Consider the following 23264-nt stretch of genomic DNA (forward strand, 5'->3'; position numbering starts at 1 on the left):
GCCGCGCGAGCGGAGCCCGACGGCTACACTGAATGCAGACTTTCCCGCCCCGAAGGATGGATCGATGCTGATGCTGCCGTTTTTCAAGCTGATGGCCGAAAAAAAGGCCAGCGACCTGTTCATGACCAGCTTCTCGCCGCCGATGCTGAAGCTGGACGGTGAACTGACGCCGGTCAACGACAAGCCGCTCACCGCCGACATGGTGAAACAACTGGCCTACAGCCTGATGAGCGAGGAGGAGGCGGCGGTCTTCGAAAGCGAACGCGAGATGAACCTGGGCCATCCGGTGCCCGGCCTCGGCAGCTTTCGCGTCAATATCTTCTGGCAGCGCGGCTCGGTCGGCATGGTGGTGCGCTACATCGTGCCCAGCATCCCGTCGCTGGACGAATTGCAGCTGCCGCCGCTGCTCGGCGATCTAGCCAGGCAAAAACGCGGCCTGATCCTCGTCGTCGGCTCCACCGGCTCCGGCAAGAGCTCGACGGTGGCGGCGATGCTGCAGACCCGCAACCAGAGCATGAAGGGCCACATCCTGACGGTGGAGGACCCGATCGAGTTCCTGTACCGGCACGACAAGTCCATCGTCAACCAGCGCGAGGTCGGTTTCGACACCCTGTCCTACGCCCGCGCGCTGAAGAACGCGATGCGCGAGGCGCCGGACGTGCTGATGATAGGCGAGATCCGCGACGCCGAGACGCTGACCCAGGCGCTGGCCTACGCCCAGTCCGGCCATCTGTGCATCTCCACGCTGCACGGCAACAACAGCTATCACATGCTGAACCGGGTCATCAATTTCTTTCCGCCGGAGAGCCGAAACTCGCTGCTGATGGACCTGTCGGCCGCGCTGCGCGCGGTGGTGTCGCAGCGGCTGGTGCCGACATCGGACGGCGGCCGGGTGCCGGCGGTGGAGCTGATGCTGAACACGCCGCACATTTCGGAGTTGATTCGAACCGGAGAGATAGACAAAATCAAGGAGGCCATCGAGAGCAGCATGAGCGATGGCGCGCAGACCTTCGAACAGGCGCTGTTCCAGTTGCACAAAGCCGGACGGATCAGCCTGGACGAGGCGCTGCGGCACGCCGACTCGCCGACTAATCTGTACTGGCTGGTCAACCAGGCCGGCGACAGCACGGCGGCGAAACCCAAACCTGGCCCCGACAGCGCGGCCAGCTTCGACAGCATCAAACTGGACTTGTAAACCCACCCGATGATTACCTTGTACGGCATCCCCAACTGCAGCACCGTGAAAAAGGCCCGCCAATGGTTGGCCGACAACGGCATCGACTACGTTTTCCACGACTTCAAGAAACAGGGCATAGACGCCGCGCGGCTGCAGGCCTGGACCGCGCAGGTGCCGCTGGCCAAGCTGGTCAACCGCCAGGGCACCACCTGGCGCGCGCTGCCGGACGACAGCAAGGCCGCCGCCGACACCCAGGACGGCGCGATCGCGCTGATGCGCGAGCAGACCTCGGTAATCAAGCGCCCGGTGCTGGAATGGGACGGCAAGGTCGGCGTCGGCTTCTCCGAGGCGGACTGGGCGGAGCGCTTCGGCCTATGAGCGCGACGCTGGATCTGGCCCGCGAGCTGATACGCCGCGACTCCGTCACGCCGCGCGACGAAGGTTGCCAGGCGCTGATGATAGACCGCCTGGAGGCGATAGGCTTCAAGGTGGAGAAGATGCGCCACGGCGACGTCGACAACTTCTGGGCGCGCAGGGGCGACGCCGGTCCGGTGTTCTGCTTCGCCGGGCACACCGACGTGGTGCCGACCGGTCCCTTGGAGAAATGGGACAGCCCGCCGTTCGAGCCCACCGTCCGCGGCGGCCTGCTGTACGGCCGCGGCGCCGCCGATATGAAGGCCTCGCTGGCCGCCTTCGTCACCGCCTGCGAGCGCTTCGTCGCCGAACATCCGGACCACGCCGGTTCGCTGGCGCTGTTGATCACCTCGGACGAGGAAGGCGTGGCGGTGGACGGCACCGTCAAGGTCGTCGACGCGCTGGAGGCGCGCGGCGAGACGGTGGACTACTGCATCGTCGGCGAGCCGACATCGGAGACGCGCCTTGGCGACACCATCAAGAACGGCCGCCGCGGCTCGCTGTCCGGCCGGCTGATCGTCCACGGCATCCAGGGCCACATCGCCTACCCGCAACTGGCGCAGAACCCGATCCACCTGATGGCGCCGGCGCTGGCGGAGCTGGCCGCCACCCGCTGGGACGACGGCAACGACTTCTTCCCGCCGACCAGCTGGCAGGTGTCCAACATCCAGGCCGGCACCGGCGCGACCAATGTCATCCCCGGCCACTGCGACCTGTGGTTCAATTTCCGTTTTTCGCCGGAAAGCAGCGCCGACAGCCTGAAGGAGAGGGTCTGCCGGATACTGGACAAGCACGGCCTGGGCTACGAGCTGCACTGGCAGCTGTCCGGCCTGCCGTTCATCACGCCGCCGGGCGCGCTGACCGAGGCCTTGGCCCAGGCTATCGCCGAAGTCGCCGACGCCAGGGCCGAGCTGTCAACGACCGGCGGCACCTCCGACGGCCGCTTCATCAAGCGCATCGCGCGCGAGCTGGTGGAGTTCGGCCCGGTCAACGCCACCATACACAAGCTGAACGAGTGCGTGGAAGTGGCCGACATCGAACCGCTGGCCGACATCTACCGCCTGACGCTGGAGCGATTGCTGGCCAGGGCGTGAGCGAGCGCGCTCCGCTATGCTGAAACCGGCGGCGACGCCGGTTTTTTTATATTGCGATGCCCTTGGCGCAACCATGGTTGTTTGCGTCTCCCCGCCGAATGTTGCGGACCGAACGAACAGGTAAGCTTCCTCGTCATGGAAATCGAAATCGCAAAAATCTTCATCGCGCTGCTGGTGCTGGTCAACCCGCTGGGCGCCATCCCCATCTTCATCAGCCTGACGCCCAGCGCCAGCCAGGAGGAAAGGCAGAAAATCGCCCAGACCACCGCCATCGCGGTGGCGGTGGTGATGTGCCTGTTCGCCATCGTCGGCCAGACCCTGCTGCGCTTTCTCGGCATCAGCATAGGCTCGTTCCAGGTCGGCGGCGGCATCTTGTTGATGCTGATCGCCATCGCGCTGATGAACGCCAAGCCCGGACCGACCAAGACCACCAAGCAGGAGCGCGAGGAAGCCGGCGGCAAGACCAATATCGCCGTGGTGCCGATGGCCATCCCGCTGATGACCGGCCCCGGCACCATCTCCACTGTCATCATCTACGCCACCACCGCCCACTCCTGGCTGCAGGTGGTCTATCTGCTGGTCAGCAGCCTGCTGGTGGCCATCACCTGCTACGGCGCGCTGACGCTGGCCACGCCGCTGACCCGGCTGCTAGGACAGACCGGCATCAACATCGTCAACCGGGTGATGGGCATGCTGCTGGCGGCGGTCTCGGTGGAAATCATCGTCGACGGCCTCTACCGGCTGTTTCCGCAACTGACGCGCTGAACGACGCGGCCCGGGCCGCTGCGTCGTTTTTCCAACAGGCCATCCATGCATTTCCCGGCGGAAAACCTGGCTTTCGCCGATACTCACCTTGACTAATATCACTCATCTTTCATACACCGAATAAGCGGAAGCACATCTGCCTTCCGGACCATCCCTATCCCGCGAGGATGCCAAGATGTTCGACCATAAACTGAAATCCAATTTACAGAACGCTCTGGTCCAACTGGAGAACCAGCAAAACGTGATGGACGCGCTGAGCAAGTCGACGGCCATCATAGAATTCAGCCCGGACGGCACCATCATCTCGGCCAATTCCAATTTCGAGCAGACCATGGGCTACACCTCCGACGAAATCATCGGCAAGCACCACAGGATGTTCTGTCAGCCGCATTTCGCCGCCAGCCAGGAATACCAGGCCTTCTGGCAGGTGCTGCGCACCGGGGGCTTCATCAAGGACCAGTTCAAGCGCCTCGCCAAGGACGGCCGCACCGTCTGGCTGGAGGCCAGCTACAACCCGATCTACGACAAGCACGGCCAGGTGGTCAAGGTGCTCAAATTCGCGATGGACGTCACCCGCGAGGTCGATATCGCCCATGAGGCGAGAAACATCATGAAGGCGGTCGATCGCTCGATGGCCGTCATCGAATTCACCCCGGACGGCGTCATCCAGACCGCCAACGCCAACTTCCTCGGCGCCACCGGCTATACCGCCGAGGAAATCATCGGCAAGCACCACCGGATCTTCTGCCCAGCCGACTTCGTGCGCAGCCCCGCCTACGAGCACCTGTGGAAGCAACTGAAACAGGGCGTCTTCGTCAACGGCCGCTTCGAGCGCGTGCACAAGTCGGGCCGGCCGGTCTGGCTGGAGGCCAGCTACAAATCCGGTCTTCGACGACGAGGGCGTGGTGTTCAAGGTCATCAAGTTCGCCGCCGACATCACCGACCAGGAGACCGCCCGGCAACAGGATCTGCGCCTGGTGCAGGAGGCCCACCGGCTGTCGGCGGCGTCGGACAGCGCCTCCAACGACGGCCAGCAGGTGATCCGCGACACCATACAGGCGATGAGCGTGATCGCCGACAGCGCCGGACAATCGGCGCGGCTGATAGAAGACCTGGAGCAGAAGACCAGCCGCATCACCACCATCGTCAACACCATCCACGAGATCGCCGACCAGACCAATCTGTTGGCGCTGAACGCGGCGATCGAGGCGGCGCGGGCCGGCGAGCAGGGCCGCGGCTTCGCCGTGGTGGCCGACGAAGTGCGCAAGCTGGCCGAACGCACCAGTTCCTCCACCAAGGAGGTGACGGAGATGATAGACGACATCAAGAACGGCACCGGCAACGCCACCGAGAGCATCCACGAGATGTTGGTCAAGGCCCAGAAAGGCGAGGAACACGCCAGCGAGGCCAGCCACTCGATCGAACAGATACGCAGCAGCACCTCGCAGCTGGCCGACGTCGTCAACCACTTCTCCGCGGTCCAGTCCATGGCCATGGACAAAACGCATCCGGGGAACTGAGGCGGGCCGCCGGGCGCCGGGCGCCCGGCTGTAGGTATACAGTCAAATCTGTATACATATTTTCATCTTGGTCTGTGCATTGTTTGTACTGATGGTCGGCAGTAAAAATAGCCATCCTCATAACGTGGTGGCAGCCATGTCCAAGCCCGACAGCAAACCGATCAAAATCTACCCCCGCCTCACCAGCGGCCGCTTCAACAATCTGCGGGTCGCGATGGTCGTCGTCACCCAACTGGTGTTCTTCGGGGTGCCGTGGCTGCAATGGAACGGCCGCCAGGCCGTTCACTTCAATCTGGCCGAGCACCACTTCCTGATTTTCGGCATCAGCCTGTGGCCGCAGGACTTCATCTACCTGGCGGCGCTGCTGGTGGTGTGCGCGCTGGGTCTGTTCCTGTGGACCACGCTGGCCGGCCGGCTATGGTGCGGCTACAGCTGCCCGCAAACTGTGTACACCCAGATCATGATCTGGATAGAACGACTGACGCTGGGCGACCACATCGCCCGCCGCCGGCTGGACGCGGCGCCGGCCAGCGTCGGCAAGTACGCCAAGAAAGGCCTGAACCAGCTGCTGATGCTGAGTTTCTCGCTGTGGACCGGCCTGACCTTCGTCGGCTATTTCACGCCGATGCGCGAGCTGGCAGTGCTGGACATGGGGCCGTGGGATCTGTTCTGGACGCTGTTCTACGCCGGCTTCACCTGGCTCCTGGCCGGCGTGCTGCGCGAGAAGGTCTGCCTGCACATGTGCCCGTACGCCCGCTTCCAGGGCGCGATGTTCGACGACCACACCCTGGTCATTTCCTACGACGAGAAACGCGGCGAGCCGCGCGGCAAGGCGCAGGCGCGCAGCGAAGAGCCGGTCAAGGGCTGCATAGACTGCGGCATCTGCGTGCAGGTCTGCCCGACCGGCATCGACATCCGCCACGGCCTGCAATACGAGTGCATAGGCTGCGCCGCCTGTATCGACGCCTGCGACCAGGTGATGGACAAGCTGAAGTCGCCGCGCGGGCTGATACGCTACACCAGCGCCCAGGCGCTGCAGGGCAAGCCGGCCCCGGCGCGTTCGCTGCACCGGCCCCGCGTGGCGGTCTACTCCTGCCTGCTGGCCGGCATCATCATGCTGTCCACCACCGCCCTGGTGCTGAAAAAGCCGTTCAAGGTGGACGTGCTGCGCGACCGCGCCAGCCTGGTCGAACAGACCGACGATGGCATGCTGCAGAACCGCTACAACCTGCGGCTGATCAACACCACCGAACAGCCGCAGCGCTACCGGCTGGACGTGGACGGCCTGCCCGGCATCCGGCTGGAGCAGCCGGGCCAGATCGTCGCCGTCAAACCGGCGCAGACCGAAACCGTCGCGGTACGGGTACAGGCCGACCCCGAGCACGCCACGCGCGGCGCCCACACCATCCACTTCGTGATACGCTCGTTGGGCGATGACGTCACCATACGGGAAAAATCCAGCTTCATCGGCGAATGAGGCGGCAGGAACGAACCACATGAACAAGACCGGCCAACTGAGCCAACGCTTCCGCAACGCGATAGAACAGGGCCATCTGCGCGCCGGCGACCGCATGCCGTCGCTGCGCAAGGTGTGCCAGGATCACAAGATCAGCATCACCACCGCGCAGCGCGCCTACGCGGAGCTGGAGAAGCTGGGCCTGATCGAGGCGCTGCCGCGCTCGGGCTTTCGCGTGCTGTCGCGCCACAACCCGTTGCCGGGCAGCCTGCTGCAGGGCGGCGACGGCAGCGGCATCCGCATCGAGCATCTGACCAGCGCGCTGCCTATGCCCTGGGGCTGCCCCTACATGAACCCGGCGCTGATCAACACCACGCCGCTGAACCGCGCGCTGACCCGCGCGCTGCGCGACTATCGCTACGCGCTGTCCGGCAACGCCAACACCGGCTACGAGGGCCTGCGCCGCGAGCTGACGCTGCGCTATCTGGCGCAGGGCGTGGAGCTGGACGGCGACGAGCTATTGGTCACCTGCGGCGGCATGGAGGCGCTGAACCTGGCGATACGGGCGGTCAGCAAGCTGTCCGGCAGCCAGGCGATGCTGGTGCTGACGCCGGCCTTCCCGGCGCTGTTCGACCAGTTGGAACAGCTGGGCATCGCCGCCCACACGCTGGCGACGCCGCCCGGCCAAGCGCTGGACCTGGCTCGGCTGGAACAGCTGGTCATCCAGCACCAGCCGGCCGCCATCCTGGCGATGGCCAACTTCCAGCACCCGACCGGCCTGACGATGAGCGACGCCGACAAGCAGGCGCTGCTGGAGCTGGCCGACCGCCACAGGCTGCCGGTGATCGAGGACGACACCTACCGCGAGCTGTACTTCGGCGAGAGCGCGCCGCTGCCGCTGAAGGCCTTCGACCAGAAAGGCAGCGTGCTGCACTGCTCGTCGTTCAGCAAATCGCTGGCGCCGGGCTACCGCGTCGGCTGGATCGCCGCCGGCCGCTACCGCGACAGCATCGTCGGACTGAAGCTGTGCAGCTCGCTGTCGACGCCGCTGCCCAGCCAGATGGCGCTGTCCCGGCTGTTGGCCGGCGGCCAGCACGAAGACATGCTGAGCCTGCTGCGCAGCCGGCTGCAGGCCAACTGGCTGGCGCTGAGCCAGCAGTTGGAGCAGCATCTGCCCTCCTCCCGCCTGATCACGCCGCAAGGCGGTTATTTCCTGTGGCTGGAACTGCCGGAAGGCAGCGACTGCCGCGGCCGGCTGCCGCAGGCGATACAGCAGGGAATACATTATGCGCCGGCGCCGCTGTTCTTCCGCGACAACCAGCCGCGCCTGAACGCGATGCGGCTCAATTTCAGCTATTTCGACCCGCTGCAACAGCACAACGGCGTCGCTATGCTGGCCCAGACGGACGCTGGCCGGCGACTGAGTCCGGCCTCCTCGATCAGCCAATCGGCCACCGAGGCGACGATGGCGGCGCGCGCTTCGCCGTCCGCCCGCGCCAGCCAATACTGCGCGCCCGGCGCCGACGGATAGCCGGACAGGCGGACCAGCCTTCCGTCGGCCAGGGCCTCGTCGGCCAGCAGGGCCGGCAGACAGGCCACGCCGTGTCCGCGCAGCGCCGCGTCCAGCAACAGCCGGGCATCGTCGTAGATGCCCGTGCGACGGAATCCGGCCAGATGGCCGCGCAACAAGGCGCCGGCCCGCGCGTCGGTGAAGCCGTCCTCCAGGCACAGCAGGCCGGCCCGACCGGCATGCTCGGCCGGCGGCGCCGCCTCCAGCGTCCGCGCCAACTGCGGCGCCGCGGCCACTATCCATTCGTCGGCGAGCCAGCGGCGCTCGGCGACGCCGGGCTGCTGCAGCGGCCGGTCGGCGATCACGATGTCCACGTCGACCTCGTCGACGAAACGCGCGCTCTCGTCGGTGGACAGCAGCAGGCTCAAGGCCGGCAGGCGCCGGCGCAAGGCGTCCAGCCTGGGCTGCAGCCAGCCCTGCGCCACCGCGGCCGGACAGACCAGCACCACCAGGCCCGGATCCATATAGCCGGCGATCCGGCCCAAGCCGCCCTCCAGATTGTCCAGCGCCCGCCTGACGCTTTGCTGCAGCACCTCGCCGGCCACCGTCAGCTCGACGCCGCGGCCCACCCGGCGGAACAGCGGCTGCCCCAGTTGCTGCTCCAATTGCTGCACCTGATGGCTGATGGCCGATTGCGACAGGCAGAGCTCGTCCGCCGCGCGGGAAAAATTGCCGTGCCGGGCGGCGGCCTCGAAACCCAGCAGCAGTTTCAGCGAAGGAATGCGCATAAACGAATCATGAGAAAAGTTGATTAATCAGGGCAATTATCATCAATTTTCAAATCAGCGGCCACCACGGACAATGACGCGGTCTATTTGATAAACAGGCGGCGCCGATCCGCCGCCCCACCGGAGCCGACAATGAACCGACGCCGTTTTCTGCAACAAGCCTCCCTGCTGTCCGGCAGCGCCATGCTGCTGGGCGGCTGCCTGTCCGCCGAAGCGGCCCCCTCCGCCCCGCCGCGCCAAGACCGCCAAGCCGCGACCGGCTGGCGCATGCCGGACGAGGGCGAGCGGCACGCGGCGACCTGGATGGCCTTCGGCGCGCGCGAGGCCATCTGGGGCGGCCGCCTGCTGGGCCCGGTCCGGCAGAACCTGGCCGCCATCGCCGGCGCGATCTCGGCCTTCGAGCCAGTCCGCATGCTGGCGCCGGAGAACGAGATGGAACTGGCGCGCCGGCTGTGCGGCGACGGCGTGCAGCTGATCGCACAGCCGCTGGACGATCTGTGGATGCGCGATACCGGCCCGGTCTTCGTCCGAGACGGCCGGGGACGCGCCGCCGGCGTCGGCTTCAACTTCAACGGTTGGGGCGGCAAGCAGGCCCACGACCGCGACGCCAAGGTCGCGGCGGCGGTCTGCGCGCGGCTGGGCCGGCCGCTCTTGGCGAGCTCGCTGATCCTGGAAGGCGGCGGACTGGAAGTGGACGGCGACGGCACCGCCATCGTCACAGAAAGCTGCGTGCTCAATCGCAACCGCAACCCCGGCGTAGGCAAGGCCGCCTGCGAGGCCGAACTGAAGCGCCTGCTCGGCATAGACAAGGTGATCTGGCTGCCCGGCGTCGCCGGCCGCGACATCACCGACGGCCACACCGACTTCTACGCCCGCTTCGTCCGCCCCGGCGTGGTGATCGCCGGGCTGGACGGCGACCCGTCGTCATACGATTACGCGGTGACGCGGCGCCATCTGGAGCTGCTGCGCGCCGCCCGCGACGCGCGCGGACGGCCGCTGGACGTGGTGGTGCTGGAGGGGCCGTCCAGCGTGCGGCCGCGATTCGAAAACCGCGAGTTCGCCGCCGGCTACGTCAATTTCTACGTCTGCAACGGCGCGGTGATCGCGCCGCAGTTCGGCGACGCGGCGGCCGACGCCAACTGCCGCGCCATCCTGCGCGAGCAGTTCCCGGACCGCGAAATCGTCCAGCTGGACATCGACGCGGTGGCGGCCGGCGGCGGCGGCATACACTGCACGACGCAGCAGCAGCCAGCCTGATAGCCCATCCTTTTCACAGCCTTGCATCCGCTGCGCGGATGATAATTTTCATTGCCGGGGCTGCCCGGCGGCAGGGAGGGGATATTTGCTTGGCCAAATATCCCCTCCACCCCTAAAGGCCACCCTCAAGCCTGGCCTTCGGCTTCCCGTCGGGTCCCGTCAGGCCCGAGGCGCGGCTGAACTCGCCCCGCGCTAACGTCGCGGGGCTCAAACATGCAGCCGCTTAAGACCTCGGGCCTGCCACCCGTCGGCAGGCTAGAAGGGACCCGGGGTACATCGGATACGCGGTTGCGTTCCTCAAAGCGTTCCCCAATGGGTCAAAGGTCAGAAATAAACTCTCCAAACCGCAGGGCGGCGCATCCTCATCGACAACAGGCCGTCACACATGCAGCAGCAGGAAGCGCCGCTCCCACGGGCTGATCACGTCGAAGTACTCGCGGTACTCGGCCTCCTTAATCGCCGCGTAGGTCTCGATGAAATGCTCGCCGAACAGCTCGGCCAGCGGCTTGCAGCGCAGCAGCATCTCGACGGCGTCGTCCAGGTGGCGCGGCAACTGGTGCGGCTGCTCGTAGGCGCTGCCGCTCAGCGGGTCCGACGGCTGGATCTGCTCGCGCATGCCGAGATAGCCACAGGCCAGGCTGGCCGCCATCGCCAGATAGGGATTGACGTCGACGCCGGCCAGCCGGTTCTCGACCCGCCGCGCCTCCGGCCCCGAATGCGGCACCCTGAGGCCGCAGGTGCGGTTGTCGTAACCCCAGCTGAGATTGATCGGCGCCGAGGTGTAGCGGCTGAGGCGGCGGTAGGAGTTGACGTAGGGCGCGAAGAAGGGCATCGCCGCCGGCAGATAGCGCTGCAGGCCGCCGATGAAATGCAGGAAGGCCGGCGACGGCTGGCCGTCGGCCAGGCTGAAGATATTGTTGCCGCCGGCGATGTCGACCACGCTCTGGTGCATGTGCATCGCGCTGCCGGGCTGGCCCTGCATCGGCTTGGCCATGAAGGTGGCGTACATATTGTTGCGTATCGCCACTTCGCGCACGGTGCGCTTGAACAGAAAGACCTGGTCGGCCAGCTGCAAGGGGTCGCCGTGGTCGAGGTTGATCTCCATCTGCGCGGTGCCCATCTCGTGGATCAGCGTGTCCAGCGCCAGGCCCTGCGCCTCGCACCAGTCGTACATCACGTCGAAGATGTCGTCGTATTCATTGACCGCGTCTATCGAAAAACTCTGCATGCCGGCCTCGGTACGGCGGGTGCGGCCCACCGGCGGCCGCAGCGGCAGGTCCTCGTCCGGCTGGATTTCGACCAGGTAGAACTCCATCTCCGGCGCGATCACGGCCTTCCAGCCCCGCTCCTCGTACAGCTTCAGGATGCGCTTCAGCACATTGCGCGGCGCCAGGTCCACCGCCTGGCCGTCGAAGGAATAGCAATCGTGGATGATCTGCGCCGTCGGCTCCTTGTTCCACGGCACCGGGCGCAGCGTGCTGATGTCAGGCAGCAGCTTCATGTCGGGGTCGGCGACCGAAGTGAAATCGCGGTCGGGATAATCGCCGGTGACCGTCATGGACAGCACCGCTTCGGGCAGGCGCAATCCCTCGGCGGGATTGTATTTGTGGCGCGGCACGATCTTGCCGCGGGCGAGGCCGGTCATGTCCGGGATCAGACACTCCACCTCGGTGATATGGTGTTGGTCAAGCCATTGATTGATGGTATCGGCGCTATTCATAAAGCCTCTAGTTCTGTTTTGTTATGTATGGGTGCCCGAGCTGCCCAGCAGCCGGGCCGGATTGACCAGGGTGTTGCGCCGTCCCGCCTGCAGCAGGAACAGGCAGCGGTCCGCCAGCAGCGGGGCCGCTATGGAAATGATTGACCGGCGTCGCCGGTGATGACTTGGCAAGATCATCGTCCTTTCGTGATAAAGATTTGGCAAAATCGCGTTCAAGATATTGAACGCTCATCCATCGTAGCCAGCCGCCGCGCCCGCCGGCAATGGCCGGCCCCGGTCCCATCGTCAATATTCGTCAACAATAGGACAAACAACGCAACAGGACGGGGCTGGCAAAGTGCATTAGAATTAAACGATATGAATACCCATGCTCCGGCCGATCCGGCCTCCGTCTCCCCCGCTCCCCGCAAACCCCGCCGCTGGCTACGCTGGCTGCTCGTCGCCGTCGCGCTGGTCTTGCTGGTCTGGGCCTTTCTCGGCCTGGCGGCGCCGCGGCTGTTGCAACAGGCCGCCGCCGACTGGGCGCGCAAGCACGGCCGCCAGCTGGCCATCGCCGAAGTCCGCATCGTGCCGTGGAGCATGGAGTTGACGCTGAACGGTGTCGCGCTGCGCGAGGGCGACGGCCGCCCGCTGTTCCTGGCCCGCCGCGTCTATCTGAACGCCGACCTGTACGCGCTGCTGCTGGGCCGCTGGCAGGCCAGCGAATTCACGCTGGACAGCCCGCAGCTGTGGCTGGACCGCGACGCCTCCGGCATGTGGAACTGGAGCAAGTTCGCCGCCGACGTGTCCGGTCCGCCCAAGCTGGAAGACGGCACCGCGCCGGAAAAGTTGCCGCGGCTGCGCATCGCGGCGCTGAATCTGCGCAACGGCCAGCTGCGCTTCAGCGATCACGGCGACGGCCAGCATGAACGCTTCCAGTTGATGCCCATCGGCATCAGCCTGAGCAATCTGAGCACGCTGGCCGAAAACGGCAGCTACGCGCTGCACGCCGAGCTGGAAGGCGGCGGCCGCTTCGACTGGAAAGGCAGCATGCGGCTGCAGCCGCTGCAATCGAGCGGCGAGGCCAGCATGCAGGGGCTGCCGCTGGCCTCGGTCTGGGACTACCTCCGTCCCTACTTCGCCACCGCCAAGCCCGACGGCGAACTGTCGGTCCAAGCCCGCTACCAGTTCGACATGAGCGGCAAGACGCCGGACCTGACGGTGTCGGCCCTGCGCGCCGGCCTGTCCGGGCTGAAGCTGGCCGCGCCGGGCGGCGGCGGCGAGCTGTCGCTGCCGGAAGTGAAGCTGGACGGCGGCGCGCTGGACCTGTCGCGCTCGCTGCTGACCGTGGCCAAAGTCGAGCTGAACCGCGGCCGCCTCAGCGCCGGCCGCGACGCCGCCGGCAATCTGGACTGGCTGCGCGCCTTGCCGCCGGCCGCGCCTAAGCCGGACAAACCGGCCAAGCCGTCGCCGTGGCTGGTCAAGGTGGAAAGCATACGTTTCAACGACTGGCAGGCCGACTGGCGCGACCAGAGCTTCGTCCAGACCATGCGGTTGCAAACGGCGCTGCCGCAGTTGCAGGCCAAGCTGACGCTGGACCCCGAGCGCGGCATGCGGCTGGACGACGTCGGCCTCAGCCTGGCCGATCTGAAGCTGGGCGCCGCCGGCGGCATGCCCTGGTTCAGCCTGGACCGCGCCGAGCTGGCGCCGACGCGGATAGACTTCAAGCGGCGCGACGTCCAGCCCGGCGACATCACGCTGTCCGGCGCGCAGCTGGCGCTGCAACGCGACCGCGACGGCAAGCTGCAGTTGCAGAAGCTGCTGGCGCAGCGGCCGCGGCCGGCCGCGCCGAAGGCCAAGTCCGACGCCGCGCCGGGCTGGAAGCTGGCCTATCCGGAACTGAAGCTGGAGAACAGCCGCGTTGCCTGGCGCGATCTGAGCCTGCCCAAGCCGCTGGAATACCGGCTGGACAAGATAGACGCGCGCGCCAAGGCCGGCGACGGCGGCCCGCTGTCGCTCCAACTGTCCGGCCGCGCCGGCAACGGCGGCCTGTCCGCCAAGCTGGACATCGATCCGGCGAAGCCGGCCGCGCGCGGCGGCATCAAGCTTGACGCGCTGCCGATCGCGCCGCTAGCGCCTTACGGGCTGACCGGCACCCCGCTGAAGCTGTCCGGCGGCGCCGTCAGCGCCGATCTGCAACTGAACGCCGCCTCGGCCAGCCAGTGGTCGCTGTCCGGCCAGCTGCGCCTGGCCAGGATGGCGCTGCAGGAACCGGGCGAGGCGCAGCCGCTGCTCGGCTGGAACAGTCTGGCCCTGTCCCGCCTGCAGGCCCAGGGCATGCCGCTGAAGGTCTCGATCAACGACGTGCGGCTGGATCAGCTGCGCGCCCGGCTGATCCTCGACCAGCAGCGCCGGCTGAACTGGCAGAAGATCTTCGCCGGCGCGCCGACGGCCAAGCCGGCGCATCCGGCCGGCAACGGCGCGCCGCTGCCGCAAATCGACGTGCACAGCATCCACGTGCAGAACGGCGCGGTCGAGTTCGCCGACCACGGCATGACGCCGGACTTCGCCACCCGCATGCACCATCTGCGCGGCAGCATACAGAACCTGTCCACCCGCGCCGGCGGCCGCGGCCGCATCACGCTGGACGGCGCGGTGGACCAGTACGGCGAGGTCAAGGTGCGCGGCGCGCTGTCGCCGCTGGCGCCGACCGACAGCACGGACATCCATCTGGATTTCCACAATCTGGCGATGAACAACCTGAATCCGTACTCGATGAACTTCGCCGGCTGGCAGGTCAAGGACGGCCGGCTGTCGCTGGAGCTGCGCTATCTGCTGGAACACCGGCAGCTGAAGGGCGAGAACCGCGTCGTCATCGACTCCATCCAGCTCGGCGACGAATTGAAGGGCGACAAGTCGCCGCATCTGCCGCTGCGACTCGCCGTGGCGCTGCTGGAAGACAGCGACGGCCGCATCGATCTGGACCTGCCGGTGGCCGGCAGCCTCGACGATCCGCAGTTCAGCTACGGCCAAGTGGTATGGAAGGCCTTCGTCAACATCGTCACCAAAGTCGTCACCGCGCCGTTCCGCGCGCTGGGCGCGCTGCTCGGCGGCGAAGGATTCGACGACATCCGCTTCGTCGCCGGCGAGACCCAGCCCGCCCGAGCGCGAGAAGCTGGACAAGGTGGCGGCGATGATGGAAAAGCGGCCCAAGCTGCAACTGGCGATCTCCGGCGGCTACGCGCCGGAGCAGGACAGCCGCCAATTGGCGCGCGCCCGCGTCGACGCGGCGGTGCTCGCCGCCGCCGGCCACCCGCCGATGGACGACGAGCCGCTGGCCACGCTGGACCTGAAGGACGCGCAGACCCAGTCGGCGATCAAGACCGTCTACGGCCAGCGCATCGGCCGGCTGAAGCTGCTAGGCCACACGCTGAAGATAGGCGGTCCGTCCGGCGCCGATCTGGCCAAGCTGCTGCGCGACGAAATGCTGGCGGCGGAAAAGGTCGGCGAGGCCGATCTGCTGAAGCTGGCGAAGCAGCGCGGCGAGAACGCCCGCAAGGTGATGCTGCGCCGCCAGCCGGACCTGGCCGAACGGGTGACGCTGGACGCGCCGCAAAAGACTTCGGCCAACCGCGACGGCGTGGAACTGGCGGTGAAAATCACCGCCAAGTAGCGCGAGGCTGTGGCTGAGGCGGCACAGCCGCGCCGCCGACCCGACACAAGGTCTTGCGTTCACACCCCCGAACGGCGTACAACATATAGTTGCTACGCCGTTTTTTTACGCCCACCCGGCCATGCATTTGTCGTTGAAAACCGTATCGGAAGGATGAAGATTCCATGCAGCAGGAAAACATCGCCGCCATGGCGGAACAGGACATCTCGCGCGAAGTATTGCTGGAAAAATACGCCAAGCACGGCGAACGGAATGTGGACGAGGTCCGCCACCGCGTCGCGCGCGCGCTGGCCGAGCTGGAGCAGGACCCGGCCCGTTTCGAACCGCTGTTCTTCGCCGCGCTGGACCAGGGCTTCATCCCCGGCGGCCGCATCAACTCCGCCGCCGGAACCGATCTGAAAGCCACGCTGATCAACTGCTTCGTGCAGCCGGTCGGCGATTCGGTGTCCGACGCCGAGCAAGGCAAGGTGGGCATTTATCAGGCGCTGCTGCAGGCGGCGGAAACAATGCGCCGCGGCGGCGGCGTCGGCTACAACTTCTCGCGCATCCGCCCGCGCGGCGCGCGGGTCAAGGGCACCGACAGCCGGGCCTCCGGCCCGGTGTCCTACATGCGGGTGTTCGACCGCAGCTGCGAGACGGTGGAATCGGCCGGCGCGCGGCGCGGCGCGCAGATGGGCGTGCTCGACGTCAGCCATCCGGACATCGAGGACTTCATCCACGCCAAGGACCGCGGCGACCTGCGCAACTTCAACATCTCGGTCGGCGTCTCCGACGATTTCATGCGCGCGGTCGAGGCCGACGACGAGTGGCAGCTGATCCACGCCGTCGAACCGGCCTCGCCGGCCTTCGCCGACAGCTTCCGCCGCCAGGACGGCCTGTGGGTCTACCGCAGCGTGCGCGCCCGCGAGCTGTGGCGGCAGATCATGGAATGCACCTACGATCACGCCGAGCCGGGCGTGCTGTTCATGACCCGGATCAACGAAGACAACAATCTGTCCTATTGCGAGGTGATCGAGTCCACCAATCCCTGCGGCGAGCAGCCGCTGCCGGATTACGGCTGCTGCGATCTGGGCTCGATCAACCTGACCCGCCATGTGCGCGCGCCGTTCGGCGCCAAGGCCAGCTTCGACTTCAAGGCCTTCGAGAAAGTGGTGCGGATGTCGGTCCGCATGCTGGACAATGTGCTGGACCTGACGGTGTGGCCGCTGCCGGAACAACAGCGCGAGGCGATGAACAAGCGCCGCATCGGCCTCGGCTTCACCGGCCTCGGCGACGCGCTGATCATGCTGCAGCTGCGTTACGACAGCGAGGAAGGCCGCCGTTTCGCCGCCCGCATCGCCGAAAGCATGCGCGACGCCGCCTACGACGCCTCGGTGGATCTGGCGATGGAGAAAGGCGCCTTCCCGCTGTTCGACGCCGAAAAATACCTGGCCGCGCCGCACTGCGCCAGCCGGCTGCCGGAGAAGATCAAGGCCAGGATACGCCAGCACGGCATACGCAACTCCCATCTGCTGTCCATCGCCCCGACCGGCACCATCTCGCTGGCCTTCGCCGACAACGCCTCCAACGGCATCGAGCCGCCGTTCTCCTGGTTCTACACCCGCAAGAAGCGGATGGCCGACAACACGCAGCAGGAATATCTGGTGGAAGATCACGCCTATCGCGTGTGGCGGCTACAGGGCGGCGACACCGCGCGGCTGCCGGACTACTTCGTCTCGGCGCTGGACATGAGCGCGCTGGACCACATGCGGATGGTGGCCGCCGTCGCGCCCTATGTCGACACCGCGATCTCCAAGACCGTCAACGTGCCGGCCGACTACCCGTTCGCCGATTTCGACAGCCTGTATCTGGAAGCCTGGCGCGCCGGCCTGAAGGGCATCACCACCTACAGGCCGAACAATGTGCTGGGCTCGGTGCTGTCGGTGGAGCCGACGCCGGCCGCCGCCGCCGCGCCGCAGGACCTGTCCGGCGCCGCCAGCGACCCGGACCGCCGCGTCACGCTGAACACCGCCCCCAGCCCGGCGCTGTCCAGCCTGAAATGGCCGAACCGGCCCCGGCTGCAGGAAGGCAACCCGTCGTGGACCTTCATGGTGGAGGGCGACGCCGGCGACTTCGCCGTCGTCGTCGGCCATATGGAGAACGGTCGCGCGACGCCGTTCGAGTGCTGGGTCAACGCGACCGACGAACAAAGAGGCCTGTCGGCGATCGCCAAGACGCTGTCGATGGACATGCGCTGCCGCGACCGCGCCTGGCTGTCCGCCAAGCTGGACGCGCTGTCGCGCACCAATGGCGACAAGCACTATCGCTTCACCCTAGGCGGCAAGGCGATACACGCCAGCTCGGCCGCCGCCGCGCTGGGCCAAGTGGTGCGCCACCGCGTCGAACAGCTGGGCGCGCTGCAACTGGAAGAAGGCGAGGCCACGCCTGTGATGGACGCGCTGTTCGCGCGCAAGGAGCCGAAATCCGGCGGCGACGGCACGATGAGCTGGTCGGTGGACGTGGTCAATCCGCAGACCGGCGACGACTTCGTGCTCTTCGTCAAGGAGCTGCTGCTGCCGAACGGCCAGCGCCGCCCGTACTCGGTGTGGCTGGCCGGCAGCTATCCGCGCGAGCTGGACGGCCTGTGCAAAATGCTATCACTCGATATGCGCGTGATAGATCCGGCCTGGATAGGCCTGAAGCTGCGCAAGCTCTTGAGCTACGCCGAGCCGCAGGGCGACTTCTTCGCCCGCATTCCGGGCCTGGAGAAATCGCAGAGCTGGCCGTCCACCGTCGCCTACCTCGCCCGATTGATCATCCATCGCTATGCGATGCTGGGCGTCTTGACCGAGGACGGCGTGCCCGTCGAGGAAATGGGCGTGCTGGCGCCGGAGCAGAGCGACCTGTTCGCGCCGGACGCCCCGGCCGCGCCGCGGCCGCTGGCCGGCAAGGCCTGCCCGGAGTGCGGCAACCACGCCTTGATCAAGAAGGACGGCTGCGAGTTCTGCACCGCCTGCGGCCACGTCGGCGCCTGCGGCTGACAAGCGCTCAGGCCGCCGCCCGCTCCACCAGACCACGCAGCCAGCGCTGCGCCGGATCGTTGTCGCGCGTCGCGTGCCAGAACAGCGACAGGCTGAACTGGGGCGCGTCCAGCGGCAGCGGGTCGGCGCGCAGCCTCCCGGTCTCGGCCCAGTGCGCGCCCAGCGTCGCCGGCACCGTGGACAATGCCGGCAGGCTGCCCAGCAGCGACGGCAGCGCGCCGAAGGACTGGGTCGAATAGCGCACCCGCCGCTGCCGGCCCTGCTCGGCCAACAGGCTGTCGATGGCGCTGTGAAAGGCGCCGCGATAGCTGACCAGCAGATGCGGGTGGGCCAGGTAATCGTCCAGCCGCAGCGCGCCGTCCAGCCGCAGGCAGTCCGGATGATGGACGCACTGGAAGCCCATTTCGGCCAGCACGCGGCTGCGCAGCCAGCTCGGCGACTCCGGCAAGGAGGCGATGCCCAGATCCATCTGCTGCTGCTCCAGCATGCCGACGGCGGCGAACGGATCGGTGGGTTTGACGACGATGTCCACACCCGGCGCTTCCGCCAGCAGCATCCGGCATAGCCGCGGCATCAACCAGATCTCCACCCAATCCGGCATCGCCAGCGTGAACACCCGCTCGGCCCTGGCCGGATCGAAGGCCTCCGGCTGAAACAACGCCGACTGCATCCGCTCCAGCAGCGGCAGCAGCTCGCCCTCCAGCCTCAGCGCGCGCTCGGTCGGCTCCATGCCGCGCGGCGTGCGCAGCAGCAAGTCGTCGTCGAACAGCAGCCGCAGCCTCGCCAGCGCGCCGCTGACGGCGGGCTGGCCGACAAACAGGCATTCGGCGGCGCGCGAAACATTGCGCTCGCGCATCAGGACCAGGAAAGTCACCAGCAGGTTGAGATCGACGGTTCTGAAATCTCTTTCACTGATACTCACTATCTTTCCAATCGATTTGAATGATACAGACGGTTATTGGAACATGGCTGGGTCACGCAAGCAAACCGCTTGCATACCGCTTTAAAGGAACCGACATGCCCCTGATCCGCCAACTGAAAGCCATTGCCGCCGCCGTCGCCATCGGCACCGCCGCGCTGCTCCCCGTCGCCCCCAGCCTGGCCGCCGCGCCACAAATCCACGCCCAGGCGCCCGGCTATTACCGGATGATGGTCGGCCAGTTCGAAATCACCGCGCTGTCCGACGGCACCGTCAAGGTCCCGCTGGACAAGCTGCTGCACGGCGAGTCGCCGGAGCAGATCCGCCAATTGCTGGAACGAGGCTTCCAGGCGCCGAACAAGGCCGAGACCTCGATCAACGCCTTCCTGATCAATACCGGCTCCAAGCTGCTGTTGGTCGACAGCGGCGCCGGCGATCTGTTCGGCCCCGGCTCCGGCAAGCTGCCGGCCAATATCCGCGCCGCCGGCTACCGGCTGGAAGACATAGACGCGGTGCTGCTGACCCATGTGCACCTGGACCATTCCGGCGGCCTGACCGTGGCCGGCAAGGCGGTCTTCCCGAACGCCGACGTCTATCTGAACCAGAAGGAAGAGGATTTCTGGCTGGATCCGGCCAATAAGGCCAAGGTGGCGCCGGAGCAGCCGTCCGGCTTCGACCAGCGCAAGGGCTTCGACCAGGCCCGGGCCTCGCTGGCGCCGTATCTGGCGGCCGGCCGGGTGAAGACCTTCGCCGCCGGCGCCGAGCTGTTCCCCGGCGTGCGCACCATCGCCGCCCCGGGCCACACGCCGGGCCACACCTTCTACGAGGTGCAAAGCCGCGGCCAGCGCATGCAGTTCTGGGGCGACGCCGTCCATGCCCAGCAAGTGCAGTTCGCCCGGCCCAATGTGGCGATAGACTTCGACGTCGACTCCGCCACCGCCGTCCAGCGCCGCCGCCAGGCCTTCGCCGACGCCGCCCGCAACGGCTACTGGGTCGCCGCCGCCCACATCTCCTTCCCCGGCATCGGCCACGTCGGCCGCGACGCCAAGGCCTTCGCCTGGATTCCGGCCAATTACAGCGAGGATGTCGGCAACTGAGTCCCCGGCGTCAATATCCGGTCAAAACTGTTCATTAGGACAGTTTTGACCGCCCCATCAGCTTCTATAGTCCCCGTATTCCGGCAAAAATATTTCTCATTAGAACCATCTATCCGGTCGCGCGCCCCCGAGCCGCGACCGAGTTGTCGTTTTGTCCGAACGGGCATCTTTCGCCTCCCGCTCCGCCATCGCCTCCCGCTCCGCCATCGCCTGCCGCTTCGCCATTTCGGCACCGCAAGCCGGCTGCGCCGCTCCCCCGACGCCACGCCCCGCCCCGTCACGGCGCATCACGCGCCGCGCCCCGATACCAAGCTGGTTTCCGACAATCGACAAGGAGCAATACCATGAACACTAGCCACCTGGGGCGCCGCCTGATCGCGCTCGCCATCGCCGCCGCCGCCTGCGCGCTGAGCTCTCCGTCGCTGGCCGCCGGCCAGCCGCCATCCCACAGGGCGGCAACGGCCGCCGTCATCCCGGTCACCAAGACCTATAGCGTCATCGTCAATGTCGACGGCACGCTGGCCGTCGGTCCGGCCGGCGCCAGCTCGGACAATTTCGGCGGCAACTACGGCTATTTCGAAGTGATCTTCCCGAGCAATGTGTCGCAATGCGTGTATACCGCCACCATAGGCGACGCGCTGACCGACTCGCCGGCCTTCGGACTGATCAGCGTGACCCAGCGCGCCGGCAACTCCAACGCCGTCTTCGTCCGCACCGCCGATTCCAACGGCACGGTGAACGACCACCCGTTCCACCTGCACGTGCAGTGCTGAGCGTCCACAATGAAAAGGCGGCCTCCCGGCCGCCCTGGCTATGACAGCGCCGGGCCGTGAACGGCCCGGCGTTCTGTCAGCGATTTCCGTCGATGCAATTGATGTAGGAGCCGCCCTGCAGCATATTGATCAGCCCGGCGCTGTACTGCGGCTCCACCGCCAGACTGCCATCGGAAAGGCCGAGGGCGCCGTGCTCGCGGATATGGGCCTGCGTGACGTAGGGCGCGCCGTGCATCACCAGATTGCGCGCGCGCATATTGGAATTGGACGGTTCCAGCCCGTCCAGCCACAGCGACAGGCCCTGATTGCCGAAGAAGGTTTCCGATGCCCGGCACACGCCCAGGCTGGACGCGCCGCAGCCGGGCTCGTTCGAGAAGGAAGCGGCCCGCAGCGGATCGGCGTCCGCCTCTGCGCTTCCGCCGTGCGCGACCAGAAAGCGCTGGACGCTGCCCTCCAGCGTGTCGAACACGAACAACCGGCCCTCGGTCGACGGGCGGCCATAATCGACCACCACCCAATACAGCAGGCTGGCTCGCGGATGCAGCGTTCTTTGCACCGCCACCATGTCCAGCACCGCCGAATCCGGCAACGCTTCCTGCCGGCATAAGCGCAGCAATATCTCTTCCAGCGTGTCCACCGCCGATTCCTTCCGTTTGGCATATGGCCTGCTTGGGGAATCTCGCCATTCCATATAGAAGAAGCGGCAAAAAATCCGTGCAATGGCGAATCACAGCCGCGCGGCCGGACCCACATCCGCCGGCCAGGGCTTGTCGTTCAATGGTCAAAGCGGTGTTTCATTCTATTAATCCGGCAGTCAAATACCGTACAGAAAGCTCATGCCGCGTAGCGGATTTTTTCATGCCGGAAGTACGACCGGATTCTGGCCGGCTGCTTCTGCAATGAGCGTAAATGGGACAGCACTTTCCCTTGAAGTTGACCGTCTGATCGAACCGGCTCACCTGCGCTCATTCTGGCCTTCAGGTCGCCGTTCAAGTATTCATCCGGGTTCAGTTCCGGTGAGTAGCTGGGCAGGAAGAACAACTCAATCGCCTTCTTGTTCTCTTCCTCCTCCAACCATGCTTGCACCAGCTTGCTGTGATGCACGCGCAAGTTGTCGAGGATCAAGAACACCTTCTTGCCGCCAGCATCACGGATCAGCCGCATCAGAAACTTGATCAGCACCCGGGCCGTCAAGGTCTCCCGGTACAGCATGAAGCGCATCTTGCCTTGGTTGGTAATGGCCGAAATCAAGTTGATGCGCGCTCTTTTCGATTGGGATAACACCAGAACTGGGGTTTGGCCTTTTGGGGCGTAGCCACGCGGAAAGTGCTCAACACTCGACACCGCCGATTCGTCGCCCCAGCTGATTTCAGCCATTTCCGCTTTGGCACGCGCGACGATAGCCGGGTATTCCTCCTTGAGCCATTTCTCGACTGCTGCCGGTCGCTGCTCATAAGCGCGTTTGAGCGGGCGCTGCGGCGTAAAGCCCCAGCGGGCCAAGTACAGACGGACAGTACGGATCGGCAGATCGATCAGAAACATCTGCTTGATTACAGCCTTGACCGCCTGAGCACTCCACAGGGCAAACCTCAGCTTCATCTGGTCTGGCGTGCGATCCACGATGTCCTGCTTGATCCGGGCTTCCTGCGCCTCGGTCAGCCGACGGCCGGTGCCTTCGGCGCGACCGCGCTTCTGTTCTTTGAATCCCTGCGCACCTAGTGCTGCCTCACGCACCACCCAGGCGGAAATGGTGGGGCGGCGCAGCCCGAGTTCTTCGGCAATACTGGCTTGAGACCGGCCTCGCTTGTACATCCGGATAGCGGTACGCCTCAGCTGCTCACGGGCGGCCAGTTCAAGCTTGCGCACATCGATTTTTTCCATGCCGGAAGTATACAATCTGTACGGATTATTACTGCCGGATTAATAGGTTTGCCCCCTGGCAAGAGCAAGCGGGCGCCCGCCGACGATCGCCGGCGGAACCTGTCGGAAAAATATCATGGCCGCCGGCCCGGAACGCTCCGGACCCGCTCTTGATTCGCTCGCCGGCGCCTCCACTATCATCACTACATGAGCAAGGCGGCATCATCCGCCATCGACGCGCG

17 protein-coding genes and 2 pseudogenes are annotated in these 23264 nt (G+C 66.2%); 13 read left to right on the forward strand and 6 right to left on the reverse strand.

The window, feature by feature from the left end:
• The first annotated feature begins 91 nt into the window (after positions 1-91).
• The 8 genes and pseudogenes from CXB49_RS15160 to CXB49_RS24145 form a co-directional block, all read left to right on the forward strand.
• Positions 92-1195, forward strand: a complete 1104-nt coding sequence (locus CXB49_RS15160) for a PilT/PilU family type 4a pilus ATPase (RefSeq protein ID WP_255409613.1) — start codon at positions 92-94, stop codon at positions 1193-1195.
• 9 nt (positions 1196-1204) lie between these two features.
• Positions 1205-1555 carry an arsenate reductase gene (locus CXB49_RS15165; protein WP_101709185.1) on the forward strand — a complete coding sequence of 117 codons (351 nt, stop codon included), beginning with the start codon at positions 1205-1207 and terminating at the stop codon, positions 1553-1555.
• Positions 1552-2685, forward strand: a complete 1134-nt coding sequence (gene dapE / locus CXB49_RS15170; RefSeq protein ID WP_101709186.1) for a succinyl-diaminopimelate desuccinylase — start codon at positions 1552-1554, stop codon at positions 2683-2685. The genes CXB49_RS15165 and dapE overlap by 4 nt, the downstream gene beginning before the upstream one ends.
• Before the next feature lie 135 nt (positions 2686-2820).
• Positions 2821-3450: a MarC family protein gene (locus CXB49_RS15175; RefSeq protein WP_101709187.1), complete on the forward strand. Its 630-nt coding sequence runs from the start codon at positions 2821-2823 to the stop codon at positions 3448-3450.
• A 244-nt stretch (positions 3451-3694) separates the two neighbouring features.
• Positions 3695-4306 (forward strand): annotated as a pseudogene (locus CXB49_RS24470) (PAS domain-containing protein); the annotation flags it as partial.
• A gap of 49 nt (positions 4307-4355) precedes the next feature.
• Positions 4356-4970, forward strand: coding sequence for a methyl-accepting chemotaxis protein (locus CXB49_RS24140; protein ID WP_233492820.1), 615 nt, complete (start codon positions 4356-4358; stop codon positions 4968-4970).
• A gap of 136 nt (positions 4971-5106) precedes the next feature.
• Positions 5107-6447 carry a cytochrome c oxidase accessory protein CcoG gene (ccoG, locus tag CXB49_RS15185; protein ID WP_101709188.1) on the forward strand — a complete coding sequence of 447 codons (1341 nt, stop codon included), beginning with the start codon at positions 5107-5109 and terminating at the stop codon, positions 6445-6447.
• A gap of 19 nt (positions 6448-6466) precedes the next feature.
• A pseudogene (locus CXB49_RS24145) lies at positions 6467-7648 on the forward strand (PLP-dependent aminotransferase family protein); the annotation flags it as partial.
• Between the two features lie 131 nt (positions 7649-7779).
• Here the strand turns inward: CXB49_RS24145 and CXB49_RS15195 are convergent.
• Positions 7780-8724, reverse strand: coding sequence for a LysR family transcriptional regulator (locus tag CXB49_RS15195; protein WP_101709190.1), 945 nt, complete (start codon positions 8722-8724; stop codon positions 7780-7782).
• 132 nt (positions 8725-8856) lie between these two features.
• Between CXB49_RS15195 and CXB49_RS15200 the strand changes: the two genes are divergently transcribed.
• The gene (locus tag CXB49_RS15200; protein WP_101709191.1) at positions 8857-9981 is read left to right on the forward strand and encodes an agmatine/peptidylarginine deiminase; all 1125 of its coding nucleotides are present in this window, start codon (positions 8857-8859) and stop codon (positions 9979-9981) included.
• 379 nt (positions 9982-10360) lie between these two features.
• Here the strand turns inward: CXB49_RS15200 and CXB49_RS15205 are convergent, their stop codons facing one another.
• Both CXB49_RS15205 and CXB49_RS23620 read right to left on the reverse strand, forming a co-directional pair.
• Complete coding sequence (locus tag CXB49_RS15205) at positions 10361-11701, reverse strand: glutamine synthetase family protein (RefSeq protein WP_101709192.1); 1341 nt, start codon at positions 11699-11701, stop codon at positions 10361-10363.
• Between the two features lie 21 nt (positions 11702-11722).
• Complete coding sequence (locus CXB49_RS23620; RefSeq protein ID WP_158300887.1) at positions 11723-11917, reverse strand: hypothetical protein; 195 nt, start codon at positions 11915-11917, stop codon at positions 11723-11725.
• Between the two features lie 141 nt (positions 11918-12058).
• Between CXB49_RS23620 and CXB49_RS15210 the strand changes: the two genes are divergently transcribed.
• Complete coding sequence (locus CXB49_RS15210; protein WP_158300888.1) at positions 12059-15370, forward strand: DUF748 domain-containing protein; 3312 nt, start codon at positions 12059-12061, stop codon at positions 15368-15370.
• A 147-nt stretch (positions 15371-15517) separates the two neighbouring features.
• Positions 15518-18373 (forward strand): adenosylcobalamin-dependent ribonucleoside-diphosphate reductase, encoded by a 2856-nt coding sequence (locus CXB49_RS15215; protein WP_101709194.1) that lies wholly within the window; start codon positions 15518-15520, stop codon positions 18371-18373.
• Between the two features lie 7 nt (positions 18374-18380).
• Here the strand turns inward: CXB49_RS15215 and CXB49_RS15220 are convergent, their stop codons facing one another.
• On the reverse strand, positions 18381-19295 hold the full coding sequence (locus CXB49_RS15220) for a LysR family transcriptional regulator (RefSeq protein WP_101709195.1): 915 nt from the start codon (positions 19293-19295) through the stop codon (positions 18381-18383).
• A gap of 95 nt (positions 19296-19390) precedes the next feature.
• On the opposite strand from CXB49_RS15220, the gene CXB49_RS15225 reads away from it, so the two are divergent.
• Together CXB49_RS15225 and CXB49_RS15235 are read left to right on the forward strand one after the other, a co-directional pair.
• A complete protein-coding gene (locus CXB49_RS15225) occupies positions 19391-20389 on the forward strand; it encodes an MBL fold metallo-hydrolase (RefSeq protein ID WP_101709196.1) in 999 nt (332 codons plus the stop codon).
• 344 nt (positions 20390-20733) lie between these two features.
• Positions 20734-21162 carry a hypothetical protein gene (locus tag CXB49_RS15235; RefSeq protein ID WP_101709198.1) on the forward strand — a complete coding sequence of 143 codons (429 nt, stop codon included), beginning with the start codon at positions 20734-20736 and terminating at the stop codon, positions 21160-21162.
• Between the two features lie 76 nt (positions 21163-21238).
• Here the strand turns inward: CXB49_RS15235 and CXB49_RS15240 are convergent, their stop codons facing one another.
• Both CXB49_RS15240 and CXB49_RS15245 read right to left on the reverse strand, forming a co-directional pair.
• Positions 21239-21799 (reverse strand): murein L,D-transpeptidase catalytic domain-containing protein, encoded by a 561-nt coding sequence (locus CXB49_RS15240; RefSeq protein WP_158300889.1) that lies wholly within the window; start codon positions 21797-21799, stop codon positions 21239-21241.
• A gap of 197 nt (positions 21800-21996) precedes the next feature.
• Complete coding sequence (locus tag CXB49_RS15245; protein WP_101706528.1) at positions 21997-23043, reverse strand: IS630 family transposase; 1047 nt, start codon at positions 23041-23043, stop codon at positions 21997-21999.
• Between the last annotated feature and the right edge of the window lie 221 nt (positions 23044-23264).

The organism is Chromobacterium sp. ATCC 53434, from assembly GCF_002848345.1.
Lineage (GTDB): Bacteria > Pseudomonadota > Gammaproteobacteria > Burkholderiales > Chromobacteriaceae > Chromobacterium.